At 33.0% G+C, this 17,518-nt stretch carries 10 protein-coding genes; 1 reads left to right on the top strand and 9 read right to left on the bottom strand.

Annotated elements, in window-relative coordinates:
* Nucleotides 1-10: 10 nt before the first annotated feature.
* Both EYY60_RS14970 and EYY60_RS14965 read right to left on the bottom strand, forming a co-directional pair.
* The gene (locus EYY60_RS14970; RefSeq protein WP_132990127.1) at nt 11-3,073 is read right to left on the bottom strand and encodes a SusC/RagA family TonB-linked outer membrane protein; all 3,063 of its coding nucleotides are present in this window, start codon (nt 3,071-3,073) and stop codon (nt 11-13) included.
* Nucleotides 3,074-3,314: 241 nt separating this feature from the next.
* A complete protein-coding gene (locus EYY60_RS14965; RefSeq protein WP_317128866.1) occupies nt 3,315-6,110 on the bottom strand; it encodes a triple tyrosine motif-containing protein in 2,796 nt (931 codons plus the stop codon).
* Between the two features lie 193 nt (nt 6,111-6,303).
* Between EYY60_RS14965 and uvrA the strand changes: the two genes are divergently transcribed.
* Complete coding sequence (gene uvrA, locus EYY60_RS14960) at nt 6,304-9,099, top strand: excinuclease ABC subunit UvrA (RefSeq protein ID WP_132990126.1); 2,796 nt, start codon at nt 6,304-6,306, stop codon at nt 9,097-9,099.
* A gap of 134 nt (nt 9,100-9,233) precedes the next feature.
* Here the strand turns inward: uvrA and EYY60_RS14955 are convergent, their stop codons facing one another.
* The 7 genes from EYY60_RS14955 to EYY60_RS14930 form a co-directional block, all read right to left on the bottom strand.
* Nucleotides 9,234-9,533 carry a hypothetical protein gene (locus EYY60_RS14955; protein WP_026729185.1) on the bottom strand — a complete coding sequence of 100 codons (300 nt, stop codon included), beginning with the start codon at nt 9,531-9,533 and terminating at the stop codon, nt 9,234-9,236.
* Nucleotides 9,534-9,778: 245 nt separating this feature from the next.
* On the bottom strand, nt 9,779-11,407 hold the full coding sequence (locus tag EYY60_RS14950) for a mechanosensitive ion channel family protein (protein WP_132990125.1): 1,629 nt from the start codon (nt 11,405-11,407) through the stop codon (nt 9,779-9,781).
* A gap of 95 nt (nt 11,408-11,502) precedes the next feature.
* Nucleotides 11,503-12,972, bottom strand: coding sequence for a lipopolysaccharide biosynthesis protein (locus EYY60_RS14945; RefSeq protein ID WP_132990124.1), 1,470 nt, complete (start codon nt 12,970-12,972; stop codon nt 11,503-11,505).
* Between the two features lie 75 nt (nt 12,973-13,047).
* Entirely contained in the window at nt 13,048-14,331 is a 1,284-nt protein-coding gene (locus tag EYY60_RS14940) for a glycosyltransferase family 4 protein (RefSeq protein WP_132990123.1), read from the bottom strand.
* A gap of 33 nt (nt 14,332-14,364) precedes the next feature.
* A complete protein-coding gene (locus EYY60_RS14935; RefSeq protein ID WP_132990122.1) occupies nt 14,365-14,838 on the bottom strand; it encodes a DUF6036 family nucleotidyltransferase in 474 nt (157 codons plus the stop codon).
* Nucleotides 14,835-15,002: a hypothetical protein gene (locus EYY60_RS22310; protein WP_162847894.1), complete on the bottom strand. Its 168-nt coding sequence runs from the start codon at nt 15,000-15,002 to the stop codon at nt 14,835-14,837. Before EYY60_RS22310 ends, EYY60_RS14935 begins: the two co-directional genes overlap by 4 nt.
* 64 nt (nt 15,003-15,066) lie before the next feature.
* Complete coding sequence (locus EYY60_RS14930; RefSeq protein ID WP_132990121.1) at nt 15,067-17,505, bottom strand: YfhO family protein; 2,439 nt, start codon at nt 17,503-17,505, stop codon at nt 15,067-15,069.
* Nucleotides 17,506-17,518: the final 13 nt, after the last annotated feature.

Raw genomic sequence — 17,518 nt, 5'->3', positions numbered from 1 at the left:
TTAATTGAAATTAAAAATTAAGGTTAAGTCCCATTAAATAGGTTCTCGGAATTGGATAGAAACCATAATCGATTCCAGCACCAATAGGAGACTGAGAAACATTATCACGATTTCCTGGACCAAATGAAGCTCCCGGATCAAAACCTCTATACTTTGTAAATGTGTATAAATTATTTACTCCAACGTAAAGTCTTAATTTTGTAAGTCCAGCTTTTTGAGCCACATTTGGATTAAGAGAATATCCTAATTGAATATTTTGGATTCTGAAATACGAAGCGTCTTCAACAAAATAATCAGAGAAAACATTATTTGCAGTTGCTCCTGTTGTAACTCTAGGAGTCGAATTTGTTGATCCTTCACCTGTCCATCTGTCTAAAACATAATTCAAACGATTAGCGTCTGAAAGTGTTCTTTCGTAATTACGAACCATATCATTTCCTACAGATGCAAAAGTGTACATTGCAAAATCTACATTTTTGTAATTCATTTGTATATTGAAACCCATTGTAGCGTCTGCAATTGGATCACCAATATTGGTTTTGTCATTTGTATCGATTTTGCCATCGCCATTTACATCAACAAAACGAAGATCGCCAGGAACTGCATTTGCTCCTAAAGCAAGCTGTGATGGATGAGCATCAATTTCTGCTTGATTCTGGAAAACTCCATCGGTTTTATAGCCGTAGAAATAGCCCATTGGTTTTCCTACCTCCATGCGCGAAGGTGCAGGCTGACCAACACCAAAAGCGCCTCCTTCAATAAATCCTGTACCATTATTTACTTCTTGTACAACATTTTTTAGGAGAGTAACATTATATCCTACACTAAAATTGAAAGAATCTGAGAATTTATCTTTGTAGTCAATTGCGAATTCAAAACCTGAATTTTTAACAGATCCCGCGTTTAAAGTTGGAGCGCTTGCGCCTGGAGCTCCAGTTCCGTTAATTCCTGAAACTGGAATATTTGGCACTAATAAATCTTTTCTAACATCATTAAAATAATCTGCTACGATGTACACTTTGTCGTTTAGAATTTTCATATCCAAACCAACATCGAATTTTTGTGCTTCCTCCCATTTTAAATTTGGATTCGGAACCTGTCCTGTTGCACTTCCGTTTACGATTGTACCATCAAAAACATACGTTGCTTCGCCGTTCAAAAGTCCTAAATAACCATAATTCGGAATTTGGTCGTTTCCTAACGTTCCGTAACTACCTCTCAGCTTTAAGAAATTGATAAACTTAGATTCTCCAAAAAATTCTTCTTTCGAAATGATCCATCCACCTGTAACAGAATAGAAATGCCCAATCTTGTTTCCTGGCCCAAATTTAGTCGAGGCATCACGACGCGCCATTCCAGAAAGCAAATATTTCTCTTTATAGTCATATTGAAGTCTTGCATAATAAGACAATCTTCTTTGATCATAATTATAAGAACTGTTTGTCAATGTTTCTGAAATTCCTTTTGTCAAAGAAATATCGGCAAACTGCCAAGAATTATTTGGAACATCATAACCCGTTGCTGTAAGTCCGTTACCCCATTCTTTAAAGATTGTTGTACCTAAAGTTCCCGTAATGTTATGTGCATCGGCAATTTTTGTTGTATAAGTTCCAAAAAGGTCAAATGAATAATTATTATCATTTACAGCTCTTTGCGTTACTGAACTTCTTTGAACATCAAAGACTTTTCCGCCATAACTAATTTGTTTTGCGAAATCTTTTCCTTCACTGTTTGAAGTATTAAAACCAATTGCACTTGACAAGGTAAATCCTTTGAAAATTTTATAATCCAAAGCAAAGTTCCCGTTCAGTTTTTTATAATTATATTTATTATAAGAATTTTCGATTTGCGCCAGCGGATTGATAATTTCATTTCCTAATCCAGTAGTATTTGGCACTAGCGTAAAACTGCCATCTGCATTATAAGGACTTAATGTTGCTGGAACGTTCAACGCATTAAATAATACAGATCCAAGACCATTTTCATTTAATGTTTTTCTAGTGAAATAGGTATAAATCACATTGGTTCTCATTTTAATCTTACTGCTAAGATCAGCGCTTAAACCAAGTCTTGCCGTATTTCTTAAATAACCTGATTTGTCGCCTCCAACAATACCTTCTTGATCCAAATGTGATCCACTTACAGAATATGTAATGTTATCTGAACCTCCAGAAATAGTCAAATCATTATTAATAATAGGTGCCATCTGGAAAACTTCATCTTGCCAGTTTGTACCAGTTCCTAGTCCACTTACATTTGGATAAGGAAGTGCTTTTCCGCCATTTGCATAACTTTCATTTAATAAAAGTGCATATTCTGTTGCATTTAAAGTCGGAAGTTTTCTAGATGTTTCTTGAAATCCTGCGTAGCTGTTGAAAGAAACTTTTGTTTTAGAATTCTTTTTACCCATTTTGGTAGTCACCAAAATAATTCCGTTTGCTCCAATTGTTCCGTAGATAGCTGCTTGCGCATCTTTTAAAACGGTAATCGTTTCAATGTCATTTGGATTTAGCAAACTAAAATCTCCAACATAACCATCAATAATTGCAGTTGGCGAGTTTTGTCCGTTTGTAGCAATACCACGAATACGAATATCCAATCCCGCACCTGGCGCACCAGACTGCGTAGTAACATTCACACCCGAAACTGTTCCTTGTAAAGCCTGTTCAATTCTAGCTGGTTTCAAGATGTCTAATGTTTTGCTGTCAACAACAGATACAGCTCCGGTAATTTCTCTTTTTTTCTGAGTACCGTAACCAATAACAACAACTTCTTCGAGTGATTTTGCGTCATCGGCCATCTTTACATTCATTTTAGTTCCAGAAACTGCAATTTCTTGCGTTCTGTAACCTATATAACTAAAGACAATTGAAGCTCCTTTTGGAACTCCGGTTAACTTAAAAGATCCGTCAAAGTCTGTGGTTGTACTTTGCGACGAACTTTTAACTTTTACATTTACGCCAGGTAATGATAATCCTGACCCATCTACTACCGTTCCGCTTACATCATATGATTGCGCAAAGGCAAATGATGTGCAAAGCGATAGCACAATTAGTAACAATTTCGATTTCATAATTAGTTAGTTTTTATTGAAAGATAAATTTATTCGTTCCGATTAGGAATCCGATAAATTTAACCTCAACAAAAAACATACATCATAAAAAAACTGTTAGTAATTTTAGGATATCGCAAAATACAACTCGAAAAAACTAATAATTACGAATGTTAATTTCTTTAACATTTGCTTTACAAAAACCCAACAAAACCATAATGTTGTGGTGATGTATAGTTTTTTTGATCCGATTTTTATTTTACTATACAGCCAAAATATATTCAACTAAACCGTTTTCGTGCTGTAAATCCATTTTTTTACGCAAACGGTATCTTTTAATCTCTACACTTCGAACTGAAATATTGAACAATGGTGCAATCTCTTTTGAAGAAAGATTTAAACGAAGATAAGCGCACAAACGAAGGTCATTTGGAGTCAGAAGAGGATGAAGTTGTTTCATGCGTTTTAAGAAATCCTTATCTGCATTATCGAAAGCTTCTTTAAATACATTCCAAGAATCTTCTTCAGTGATATTTTTATTAATCGTACTAATCACCGATTTGATATTTTTCCCTTCACCCGTTTTCTGCAAATCTTCTTTAATAAAAGCAAGCAATTCATTTTTACTATTTAAACTCATCGTTGAAACTGCTAATTCTCTGCTTTTTGTGTCGACATCTTGTGAAAGCTGTTCATTTCTAAGTTTCATCAATTGCTGTTCATTTTCCAATTCTTTAATTTCTAACAAAAGATTATTTTCTTCGATTAGTTTTTCTTTTTGTTTTTGGTAATAATTTCGATACGCTTTATTGATAAAATAAGCCATTGCAAGCATCAACAAAAAATAAATAAAAACAGCCAAATTGGTCAAGTACCAAGGTTTTGAAATTACGAAAGTGTAAACGGCCGTATTTTCAAGAATGGTATTGGCATATTTTGCTCTAACCTTAAAAGTGTATTTTCCTGGAGAAAGGTTTTTGAAATTTACCGTCGCTTTTGTACTCCACTCGCTCCATTCATTCTGAAAACCTTCTATTAAGTATTGATATTCCGTATTGATGTATTTATTGTACTCTGGAACCGTATAATTTAAAGTGATATTGTTGTCGTTTGAGTGAAAACTTCCTTCTTCTCCAATTGCAACATCTTTCAGAACTTCATTTTGCTTATTTATGGCAATCTCTGTGATATTAACTTTGTAATTTTTAAAAACCAAATCGTCAATATTCAAGGTATAATAACCGTCTGTTGTACCAATTAAATAAGTCGATTTAGAAATTTGAGTAATATTTTCATAACCGAGCATCGAATTAGTCAAAGACGCCGGAATCGGGATTACGTTTTGTTTTAACTGATTGCTTAGTTTGCTTGCCGAGAAATAATGGATATAATTTTTAGAGAAAAGCCAAATTTTATTTGATTTATCTGTAATCAATTTGCCCGAAGTATATTCGTCTTTTTCAAAAATCGAACTCAAAAGAGCGTCTTTTTCAAATTGTTTCGTTTTAGAATTCAACTTGAAAATTCCGCCTTTGTAAGCATAATAAATCGCGTTATTGAATTTGGTCAAACTTGCGCGCGTACCATTTTTAGGCGATTTATACGTGTAAAAACCATCCGTTTTTTGCAATGAATTGTCAAGTTTCAATCTGAAAATCCCTTTATATTCATGGCTTACATAAATTTCTGAACGATTTGCAATTTCAAAATAGCGAGACGAGTAATCGAATCCTTGAATTTTATTTCGAAATACCCATTGATTATTGATTTTTTCTAAAACCGAAATTCCGTAATAATTTCCTTGAAGCAATACATTTTTATTATTTGGAGAAGGTTCAAATTTCCAAGTTCCCGAAGCCGAAAAAATACTTCTGGCCGTATCATTTGTTACTACAAAAGTTCCTGAATCATGTCCGCAAAATAGAGTATCCTCATATACAAAAAGCGACCAAACCTGCCCTTTTGTTCCGTTTATAAACTTAAAATCACTATTACTTTGAAGCGGTCTGCAAAAAAGTCCTTGATTTGTTCCAATGTATAAAATGCCTTTATAAACCGCCGATGCGTAAACGGTTCCCAAAACGCCAGAATCGTCAGTAAAACTATGTACAGGCGACTGCATATTGATGCAATTTATTCCGTTATCAAGTCCTGCCCACAAATTTTGATCTTTATCTTCAAAAAGCGATAATGCCGTATTATTGCTCAATCCTTTGCTTTGCGAAAGATGGTATTTTAATTTCCCTTTGTCTGATAAAACAAAAATCCCGTTTGAAACCGTTCCCAAAGCAAAACTTCCATCTTGAAGACGCTGACTGCTATAAACAAAACTCGATTTTAACTCCGAATCAACATCAGTCACAAAACGAGTTAATGTATTTCCGACAAGTTTATACATTCCATCGAGCTGTGTCTGAATCAGCAAACCGTCATCAACATTGAAAATATTCGCAATTATAAATTTTTTAAGAATCGGGTTATCCGAAACTAACTTTGCTTTTCCACTTTCAATTTCAAAAAGGCCTTCCTTCAAGGTTTGAAAATAAATCGCATTTTTTGGTGCAAATGATTTTACGACACCATTTTTGGGAGCGATTATTTTAAATTGCCCTGTTTTTGTATCATAAATGTAAATTCGGTTTAATGACTGAAACAAAATCCATTGATCATATTTTAATATGTTCCAAAATTGCTCATCGTCGAGAATCTTTCCTTTTATCTTGTCACTTAACGAAGTATATTTTAGCTTCCCATCCAATTTTCGCGTCCAAAAGCCAAAATTCATGTATGTTCCTGTGTAAATCTTATTCCCAATGACCTTTACAGAACGCAGAATCGTTTCATTTGGCGCAGGATACAATTGCCAGTTTGTACCATTAAATTCTAGAAGTCCATCATTATTTGCAAAGTATAAATAGTTCTCATCATCTTGCGAAATCATCCAACTTTGATTTCCAGCCCCATAAACTGAAGCTGAATATTTTACAATTGGCGGAAACTCTTGTGCAAACAAGAACAAACTCATTAAAAGAAAAAGGGCAGAAAGTTTTGTTTTCAATTCCAGTAAAGTATTAATTTATTATAAAAACAGTTCTAAAATAGCTTATTTTATATTGATATAACAAGTTTTTAATAAAAAACCTTATCGTCAAAAATCAAAATTTGCTAGACGAATTAGTTAAAATTTGGAACAATCTCGTTAACTAAACTCAATTCAAAATTGATTACTTTTGTAAAAATTGACTTTTTTTATGCAAATTGATCTTTCTACACTCGACCCAAAGCAAAATATCATCATCAAAGGTGCACAGGTACACAATCTAAAAAATGTAGATGTTGCGATTCCGAGAAATAAACTTGTTGTGATTACAGGACTTTCAGGATCAGGAAAATCCAGTTTGGCTTTTGATACTTTATATGCCGAAGGACAACGTCGTTACGTAGAAAGTTTATCATCATATGCGCGTCAGTTTTTGGGGCGTCTGGATAAACCAAAAGTTGAATATATAAAAGGAATTGCACCAGCAATTGCAATTGAGCAAAAAGTAAATACTACAAATGCGCGTTCAACAGTTGGAACATCAACTGAGATTTACGATTACATCAAACTTTTATATGCCAGAATTGGTCGTACTTTTTCTCCAATTTCTGGGCAGGAAGTCAAAAAAAATACCGTTAGCGATGTTATTGCAGATGTAAAATCATTAGAAATCGACAGTAAATGGCTTTTATTGGCTCCTATTCATTTAGAAGAAGGAAGACAGCTTGAAGATAAACTAAAAGTGCTTCTACAACAAGGTTTTGCACGTATTCTAGTTGACAACGAAATGGTTCGTTTAGATGATTTTACAGCTTCTGAAATGCATTCGCTTGACAATAAAGATATCTTGTTGATCATTGACCGTATTGTTGTCAAAGAGGAAGAAGAATTCTACAATCGACTTGCAGATGCGGTACAAACTGCTTTTTTTGAAGGAAAAGGAATTTGTTTTCTTCAGGAATTGGGTTCGGAAAAGCGTTTTTCATATTCCAATAATTTTGAACTTGACGGCATCACTTTTTTAGAGCCAAATGTTCATTTATTCAGTTTTAATAATCCATACGGCGCTTGTCCGGTTTGTGAAGGTTACGGAAACATTATTGGCATTGATGCCGATTTAGTAGTTCCAAACACTTCTCTATCTATTTTTGAAAGTGCAATTTATCCTTGGCGAGGCGAAAGCATGAGCTGGTATAAAGATGAATTGGTAAAACATGCCTATAAATTTGATTTTCCTATTCACAAACCTTATTTCCAACTGACAGATGATCAAAAAGATTTGATTTGGAAAGGAAATCAGTATTTTCAAGGATTAAATGATTTCTTCAAAGAACTTGAAGAAAAGAATTATAAAATACAAAATCGCGTAATGCTGTCGCGCTATCGCGGAAAAACAAAATGTCACGCTTGTCGCGGAAGACGTCTCCGCGAAGAAGCTTCATATGTAAAAATCAATGGCAAAACAGTTTCTGAATTAGTTGATTTACCAATCAGACATTTGGTTACTTTTTTCAAAAACATCGATTTGAATGTTTATGAAGCACAAATAGCAAAGCGTTTAATGGTTGAAATCAACAATCGTTTATCGTTTCTGACAGAAGTTGGTTTGGATTATCTGACATTAAACCGAAATTCGTCAACTCTTTCTGGAGGAGAATCACAGCGTATAAATCTGGCAACTTCGTTAGGAAGCAGTTTGGTTGGTTCGATGTATATTTTAGACGAACCCAGTATCGGTCTGCATCCAAAAGATTCTGAACGATTAATCAAAGTTTTGCTTTCGCTTCGTGATTTAGGAAATACCGTAATTGTGGTAGAACACGACGAAGATATTATGAAAGCAGCCGATATGATTATTGATATTGGTCCCGAAGCAGGAACTTTTGGAGGAAAATTAGTGGCTCAAGGCACTTATCCTGAAATCCTTAAATCAGATTCGCTTACTTCAAAATATTTGAATGGCGATCTAGAAATTTCGGTTCCAAAAAGAAGACGAAAATTTAAAAATCATATCGATATTATTGGCGCAAGAGAAAACAATCTGAAGAATATTGATGTTACTTTTCCACTGGATGTATTAACTGTTGTTACAGGAGTTTCTGGAAGCGGAAAAAGTACTTTGATCAAAAAAATCTTGTTTCCTGCCATGCAGAAAAAACTGGAAAGCGCTTCTGAAAAAGCGGGACAATTCAGCGAAATAAAAGGTTCTTTTTCTCAAATTAAACATATTGAATACGTAGATCAAAACCCGATAGGGAGAAGCTCTCGATCAAATCCAGTAACATACATTAAAGCTTATGATGATATTCGAGATTTGTATGCAAAAGAAAAATTATCGAAAATAAGAGGTTATCAGGCGAAACATTTTTCTTTTAATGTTGATGGAGGCCGTTGCGAAACTTGCAAAGGAGAAGGCTCTATAAACGTTGAAATGGTCTTTATGGCCGATGTTTCTTTACCATGTGAAACTTGTGGCGGAAAACGATTCAAAAAAGAGATTTTAGAAGTTACTTTTGATAATCAAAACATCAACGATATTCTGACTATGACTATTGATGATGCGATTGCTTTTTTCGAAAAAAATAAACAATCTAAAATTACGCAAAAATTACAGCCTTTACAGGATGTAGGTTTAGGATACGTTCAATTAGGACAATCCTCTTCTACTCTTTCTGGCGGTGAAGCACAACGTATTAAATTGGCTTCATTCTTGGTAAAAGGCGCAACAAAAGACAAAGCTTTATTTGTTTTTGATGAACCAACAACAGGTTTACATTTTCATGATATCAAAAAATTATTAGCTTCATTTGATGCTTTAATTGAAAAAGGACATTCTATAATTGTTATCGAACATAATCTCGATTTAATAAAATGTGCCGATTGGATCATTGATCTTGGTCCTGAAGGCGGTGAAAATGGTGGCCATTTATTGGCAACCGGAACTCCAGAAGATATTGTAAAAGTCAAAAAATCTATTACAGGAGTTTATTTGAAAGACAAACTTTAAAAAAAAAGCTTTAGGCTTTAGGCAATAAGCATTAGGCTTTGCTTTTAGGGATATAAAAAAAACAGCCATTAAAAATGGCTGTTTTTTTTTTTAAGTTACTTCTGCTTATAACTTATGGCATAAAACCTATAGCACTAAGCGACTAAACATCTTTCTTCAAAAGGAACACCATCTTCATCGATGGCGACTAATATTTTTTTCTGCTTTGAAGCTTCCAAAGTAAGATAAAGCCATGCAAACGACCACAATCCTAAAGTCAAGCAAAAAATAATAAAATTCAAACCATGATTTACTGCTTTTCCGCCTTTTGAAAGCACTGCAAAAAGCAATTCATCATTTCTCTCTTCTAGAGTAAATCCATTATGAACTTTGTTTGAGATCATGTTGGAAAATACTTGTAAACTTTGTTCTTGACTAAGTGGATTGCCTTTCATAATCATTAATTAATTTTAAAATATTAATTTATACTACTACAACTACTTAATACATTTCAGGTTCTGAAAAGTATTTCAAACTCAATAAAACACAAAATCAGCTGACTTTATTGCTTAATGAACGTATTTTTTTATCATTCTCAACAAAGTATTGCTGAATTCTCAGCTAAAGTTAGTTTTAATAAAATTAACTGCAAAGAAATACAGTGTTAAAATTTCAAACTTAACAACTAAATATCAATAACTTAACCTTTATTCTTAACTTCAAATGCAGGTGCTTCGTAATCTGGATTCAAATAATTTGCCGGAATAGTTGTAGCATTTCCATCGCGAAGCGAATTATAATGAGGTGACATGATTTCGATACCTGCCGCGTTGAATGAATCTTGAATATTTTGATGCAAAGAGGAATAAATCCTAGGCTGTTTTGTTGGTTCTTTTGTATAAACATTAATTTGGTAGGAAACATAAAAATCATCCAAACTAGTTTGAAGAACAAATGGTGCTGGAGTCTGCTCTGTCATTTCTGTTTTGAGTGCCGCATCAATCAAAGCTTTGTGAATGTCTTTCCAAGGAACATCATATCCAATTGTTACTGTAGTATGAATAAGCAATCCGTTTGTAGAATGCCTCGTATTAGCAGAAAAATTGGTAGAAGTACTGGACAGCACTGTCGCATTCGGAATTGTAATGTCTTCAAATTTTGGCGTTCTGATTCGGGTAACCAGAGCCGTTTTTTCGATTACTTCTCCGCTCACATCTCCAATTTTTATGAAATCACCAATTCTGAATGGTCGCATATATGTTATAACCAATCCAGCAACCATATTTGCAATCGCATTTGATGAACCTAATGAAAACAAAATACCAACAAATACTGAAACTCCTTTAAAAATATCCGAATCTGATCCAGGTAAATAAGGAAAAATGATAACCAGCATAAAGGCAAACATTAGGAATCGGATAATATTGAATGTCGGCATTGCCCAATCGCTATAAAAACCATCAATTTTTATTTTCTCCTTTTTAATTTCATCAAAAAAGAATTTGATTATTTTGATTGTATATCTGAAAATTACGATTATAACGACAATTGTAATCAAACTTGGCAAAAAATCAACAAAACCCATAACTGCAAGTTTTGCCGGAGTTAATATCCAACGCAGTAAAGTTTTGGTATAAGCTTCAGTTGCCGGAAAAATACTGAACAAAACCGGAAGAGAAAGATAAACTATAAAAATCAAAGTTAATATCTTAATAAAACTGAAGACTTTCATCAATAGAAATTGTTCTTTCTCCGCTGACAAAATGCTAATTTTATTATAGAAAAATCCTTTAAAATACTTGTCTTTTCTATTTAAGATTCGGGTCCTAACCCAATTGAAAATTTTGCTGACGACATATAATACAAGTACTATTATAAAAATCAACAACGCAGTATATCCGAGTCTTTTTGGGAGCTGCGAATAATTTTCATTTTGGTAGGCAATCTCCTTTTTGATCAGACCTAAATTCCTTTTTGCAATAACGTCTGCCGTTTGATTTTCGGCTTTCGCATCATTATCTAAAACAGACATGATGATTAGATCATTTTTATAGGTAATATCCTGAGAAATATCAGACTGGACAATCGCTAAAGAATCAGAATCAAAGAAGGAATCCTCATAAAGTTTCTTAATTTTTTCAGTAATGGCACGCGCTCTATTTTCAGCAGAAAATGATCCTACATTATTGTAAACATAAAAAAGGGTATCTTTAAAAGGACTTACAGGATATCCCTTTAGCCTCTGACTATGACTGTCTTTTTGAGCAAAAATAAACGGAGAAGATAAAATAAAACAGAAAACTAAAAAATAATTGAATTTACTTTTCATAATTCATTAGAAATAAATTGGTTATCCATTCTAACAAATATAAAACAAAATAGACTCAAATCTAAGTTAGTTCTAATTTTCTCACAAAAATCATATTAGATTTTAATTCCAACTTTTCTCAAAAGACTATCGATTACTTTATTGATATCAGGTGAAATATTAAATTTATAATTGAGATATACATATAATATTGTAACCAAAATAGATTTTAAAGCAATGCTGATTAATTGAAAAAATGGAAATTCCCAGAAATAAAACAATAAAAACAATACAAACGTCAACAATGCCGAGTAGATTGTTTGTTTTGTAAAAGGATACAAATCTAATTTTTTAACAACAAAAAGCAGTTTTGCCAAACTATATAAGGTAATCGACAATAAAGTAGCAATAGCAGATCCCAAAATTCCTAAAATTGGAATAAAAATCATATTTAAGATTACCGTCAAAACAACAAGCATCAAGCCTAAATACAATACCATTCTGTAATATTTGGTATTAAAGATAATAGCGTTGTTGTTTCCTAAAATCAAGTCAAAATATTTCGATAATCCAATCATAAATACAACAACGATTCCGCCACTGTATTCCTTAGGAACTAACTCATAAAGCTGATTGATGTTTACAAATATGCAAAGCATCACAAATCCGCCTACGATTTGCAAATTAATAGACGTTTTTTTGTAGAGCGAATTCAATTCGTCGTGTTTGTTTTCATGCATCAGTTTTGCCGTAATCGGATAAACAATTTGATGCATGGCGCGACTCGGAACTGAAATTACCAAAGCAATGTAAGTTGCAACCGAATAATAAGCGATATTTTCGATTTTCATGTATTGATTCAGCATCAGTTTGTCACCGTCCAAAAGCAAATTGGCAACACTTCCTGAGAGAATAATATAAAATGTATATTCCATTACCGCTTTAACATTGTCAGGAATGGTAATTTGAAAATTTGGTCTTTTGATATAAAATGCATAAAACATTGTGATCAAAAATGCAAAAAAGTAGATTCCGGCTGTTATATAGATGAAACCAACCAATGAAATCCAATTAAAATACAAACCAATCAAGGCAACAGTCGAAAGCAACCTTAAACCAACTTCTTTAATGAAATTTCCAAAAACAGAATGCATGTGAACTCTCGCCCAGGCATAAAAAATCTCAAAATAAGCCATGCAAATTCCAATAAACGGAATCAAGTACATAAATTCCTTTACAACTGGATTTTTCTTGGTTACAAAAGCCGTAATATCATCAAAGAAAAATATGCCAATTAGTCCTAATGGAATACACATCAAAATAGGAAATAAGGCTGTAAAAGATAAAAATTGTTCTCGTTTTTCTTCTGTATCATATTGCGAATAAAACTTGACCAATGTATTCTGCATTCCAATGGCAAATAAAGGCATTATCACATTTGCCGCTGATGTAATGTAATTTGTTAATGCATAATATGTTGCACCCAAAAAAACTGGATACAAATAAAGTGTATTAATGGCTCCAATAGCGAAACCTATGTAGGTTATGATTGTATTTTTAAAAGATTGGTTTAAAACAATACCCATTTCTTGATTGCAGAGTTTAGATTGTAGAGTTTAGATTTTTGATTTCTGCTCTCTTTTTATTTTGAAATTGTTATTTTACTGAATTAATTGCGCTAATTGTTTCGTCAAATTTTTTCGCGAATATTGCTGTAAACCAACGCCATTTGCCTGTAATTTCCCTTCTAAAAATTGATTATAAAAGTCCAAAATTACACTTTTTAATTTCGCTTTTTCAGAATAATCAAAAAATACTCCTGTATTTGTCTCGGCAATAATGTCGGCAAAGTCAGAGCCTTGAGGTCCAATTGCAACAATCGGGCGGTTTGACACCATATATTCGAACAATTTTCCCGGAATAATACTTTTAGTATCTTCTGAATTAATTTCGATTAAAAGCAAAACCTGAGACTTTCTTTGATGCGCAATTGCTTCTTTATGTGAAACATACCCTAAAAGATTCAGAAAGTCATTTAGCTTAAATTCTGAAATTGAATCCAAAACTTCTTGACTTACAGCGCCAATTAATTTGATTTCCAAATGGGCTTTAAAATCTGGAACTTCGCTTAACAGCTCTACTAATGCTTCCCATAAAAATTTAGGATTTCTATCGGATAAAAATGAGCCAATATGCGCCAACGTAAATTTAGAATCCAAAGTCTGTTTCTCAACATTTTCGATATCATAACCATTCGTAATTACAGAAATTGGCTTGCTGGTAATCGCTTGAAATTCTGTTTTTGTGGTTTTGCTTGTTACAATAATTTCATCTGCCGAATTAAGAACTTTATGCTCTAAATTTTTATGCTTTTTCTCGGCATAAGAAGATAGACGAAGCGCTTTATGATAGCCAATTGTCGTCCAAGGATCGCGAAAATCGGCAAACCATTTTACATTTAGTTTTTCTTTTAATTCTAAACCAATTAAATGAAGACTATGTGGCGGTCCTGAAGTAACAATCGTATCAATATTGTTTTCCTTGATATATTTTTCAAGATAAGAAACAGAAGGCTTTACCCAAAAAACACGAGCATCGGGAATAAAAAGATTGCCACGGATCCAAAGAAATGTTTTGTCTAAAAAAGTCTGTTTCTTTTTATGCGGAAATATCCCAGAACTGATTTTCTTAGTCTTATTTTTTGAAAATATAGAAGCCAATTGATAAGGTTCCCAAATTTTATTCTTCAAAACAATTACCTTATCTGATATTTCGCTTACTAAACCTTCATCAACGATTGGATAAGTTGGATTCTCGGGAATGTATACAATTGGTTGTACATCGAATTCTGGCAGATATTTAGTGAATTTCAACCAACGCTGTACGCCTGGGCCTCCTGCTGGCGGGAAATAATAGGTAATTATTAAGAGCTTTTTTTGTTCCAATTTACTTTGTTATATAAAATTTAGTTATATCAACTAAATATTTTCTTCATTTTCATTATTCAATTTCTCAAGCTCCTCAATATCTAAAATATCTTTAGGTCTATTCGCGGCTTTTTTTGCAATTATCAAATTATCATAATCTATAAAATAAACCGGAGTTTCGTCTATCATTACAATTGTAGCTTCTTCTAATAATGAAGTAAAAGATTTATCTTCTAATCCTTTAACAACTGTCATAATATCTAATCGCAAACCATAATTCAATGTAAAATCACTCCATCCTGGAATAAACTGCATTGTTTCAATAGTTTCAAAATCTCCCAGATTGATTGACTTTAAAGCTTTTCGTAGGTTAATTCGATTTTCGATAGTATCTTCTAAATAAATATCGATATCTCCTGTATTTCTATTATAGCCATATATGTTTACAGCAAATCCACCAATAGTTATGTATTTAACTTTGTTCTCAAAAAAACTATTCCAAATAGCGATTATTTGTTCATTCATCGTTTTTTAGATCGAATTATTTTAGCCGTTTTTAAAGTATAAGAAACTTCAATAATAGCCATTAATCGTTCTAATCTTTCAAGATAAGAAAGTGATTTAATTTCTCTTATTCTTTTAGCTTCTAATTCTTGCGGAGTACCAAAACTTAACACATTATTTTTCATTGCTTAGTTTCTTAAAATACAATACAAAGATACAAAAATGGTATAATGAAGAATCCTAAATAAATTATGAGTTTTTATTCTTCGTTTCAGATTTTCTTTCAAAATAAATACCTCCAATCAAAAGCAAAAACATTCCAATCGAACTTGCTAGCGTAATTGTTCCTCCAGTTTTAATCACCTGAGGCTCAAATTTGAACTCTATTGTATGTTTTCCACCAGGAATTTCCATTGCTCTTAAAACATAATCAACAGGAAAATGATCTGTTAATTTTCCATCAACATAAGCGTTCCATCCATTTTTATAATACATTTCAGAGAAAACCGCTAAACCGTCATTCTTGTTGTCAGATTGATATTTAATGTAATTTGGTTTGTATTCCACAACTTTAATAGTTCCAGTTGTATCCCATTGTTTTTTCATACGAGCGTTTTTAAACTTCGCTTCGTGCTCATGAACATTGAAAACAGCAACTTGTTTTGTATCGATGTGATCTAAAGCTTTCATTACATCATCTGGTTTGTTTACCAATTTTACGGTGCTTACAAACCAAGCATTTCCATTTGCTTCAGGATTAATTGTAGGGATCGGCGCACCTGTACTGTCAGTCTGAATAACATACTTAACATTTAGCATATTAAGTATTTCTAGATTATTTTTAGCAATTTGATAATCGTATAACTGCTGCATTCTTCTTGGTCTTACTGCGCTATAACCTCCAATAGTTTTATGAAAATAAGAAGATCTTCCCTGCAATTGTCCCTGAAGATCAAATACACGATAAATCGACTTATCTTCTAAAATTTTTGCATCAGCTGGTGTTTCTTGAAAAGGAGCTGCAATTTGAACCGGACTAACAAAATCTTTGGCCGATACATATTTTTTATCTACAAAAAACAAATCAAAAATCATTAAAATTCCAACAATGCTTAAAGTAGTTGTCTGTGAAAACTTATTTTTAATAAATAACCATAAAATTCCAAAAGTCACCACAATAAAGAATCCAGAACGCAATAAATCTGCCGAATAAAGACTCTTTCTATCCTCAACTAAAGCATCAATAAAAGCTTGTCCATAAGCTTCTACATAACTTTTATCGCTCATTCCTGTAAAATGGAAGAAACCTTTAGCAAATAACAAAATCAGCAATACACCTATTCCAAATACTCCTGTCTGAATTAAAGCTTTCTGTTGCAATTTTGGCTCATCTTTCGCTTTAAAAAACGATTGTAATCCCATAACTGCCAGAACAGGAAAACATAATTCAAGAATTACCTGAATAGATGATACCGCTCTAAACTTATCATACATTGGAACATATTCAATGAAAAAGTCTGTCAACAATGAAAAATTTTTCCCCCATGAAAGCACCAAGGTAAACAATGCTCCAGAAAGGAAAACATATTTTATTTTTCTTTCATCAATAAATAAAGCTAAAACTGCCAAAAAGAAAACTACAACGCCAATATAAGCTGGTGCCGAAACAATAGGCTGATCACCCCAATAAGTCGGCATTCCAGAAACAAAGTCTTGTGCCTGATCTGAAGGAACGCCCTGCTCTATCATAAATGAGTACATACGACTGTCTGTACCTACATTTTCATGGCTTGACCCTCCAAAAATTCTTGGCGCAATTAAATTCAAGCTTTCTGCAATTCCATAACTATATTCTGTAATATAGTCTGTTGTCATTGCGGCCGTCGTCTCGTTTTTAGATCCGTCAGGATTAAAAGTCAGCTCACTTTTTTCACGAATACTGTATTTAGCATATTCGCTTGTTGCCAAAAGATTTCCAGCATTGGCACCAATGGCAAAAACTCCGGCTACCACCAATGTCCCAATAGCAATTAAAAGCGGTTTATACTCTTTATCTTTTATAAAATTAAAAGCATAATAACCTGAAAGAATCAGCAAGAAAATCAATAAATAATAAGTCATCTGAAAGTGGTTGGCATTCACTTCAAGTGCTACAGCAAACATAGTAAGCAAACCTCCCCAGACATATTTTTTCTGAAAAACGAGTATGAAACCTGCTATAACCAACGGCATATACGCAATTGCATGCGCTTTTGCATTATGACCAACACCAAGAATTATAATCAAATAAGTAGAAAATCCAAACGCAATCGCGCCAATAAAAGCTTTTAATGGATCTGTTTTTAAAACCAATAACAAGCCATAAAAACCTAAGAAATATAAAAACAGATAATCTGCTGGACGTGGAAGAAAACGCAAAGCATCATCAATTTTACCAACAAAATCATACGGATAATTTGCTCCTAACTGATAAGTTGGCATTCCGCCAAAAGCAGAATTTGTCCAATAAGGCTCAGCGTGTTCTGCAGCTCTGAAATCATTTTGCTCTTTTGCCATTCCGGTATATTGAGCAATATCTGACTGGAAAATTTGTTTTCCTTGCAGAACTGGATAAAAATAAATTAATGAAACGAGAATAAAGCCCAGTACTACAAGGGCGTGCGGATAGAACTTATTTACTATTTTCAATTTTGGCTGGTTT

Source organism: Flavobacterium zhairuonense (genome assembly GCF_004352915.1).
In the GTDB taxonomy this organism is placed as follows: domain Bacteria; phylum Bacteroidota; class Bacteroidia; order Flavobacteriales; family Flavobacteriaceae; genus Flavobacterium; species Flavobacterium zhairuonense.
This window is presented reverse-complemented; position numbering and strand designations above follow the sequence as displayed.

Coding starts and splice junctions, on each gene's coding strand:
- EYY60_RS14945 (WP_132990124.1), bottom strand. CDS start 12,972: ATGGGTATTGTTTTAAACCAATCTTTTAAAAATACAATCATAACCTAC.
- uvrA (WP_132990126.1), top strand. CDS start 6,304: ATGCAAATTGATCTTTCTACACTCGACCCAAAGCAAAATATCATCATC.
- EYY60_RS14935 (WP_132990122.1), bottom strand. CDS start 14,838: ATGAATGAACAAATAATCGCTATTTGGAATAGTTTTTTTGAGAACAAA.
- EYY60_RS14950 (WP_132990125.1), bottom strand. CDS start 11,407: ATGAAAAGTAAATTCAATTATTTTTTAGTTTTCTGTTTTATTTTATCT.
- EYY60_RS22310 (WP_162847894.1), bottom strand. CDS start 15,002: ATGAAAAATAATGTGTTAAGTTTTGGTACTCCGCAAGAATTAGAAGCT.
- EYY60_RS14955 (WP_026729185.1), bottom strand. CDS start 9,533: ATGAAAGGCAATCCACTTAGTCAAGAACAAAGTTTACAAGTATTTTCC.
- EYY60_RS14970 (WP_132990127.1), bottom strand. CDS start 3,073: ATGAAATCGAAATTGTTACTAATTGTGCTATCGCTTTGCACATCATTT.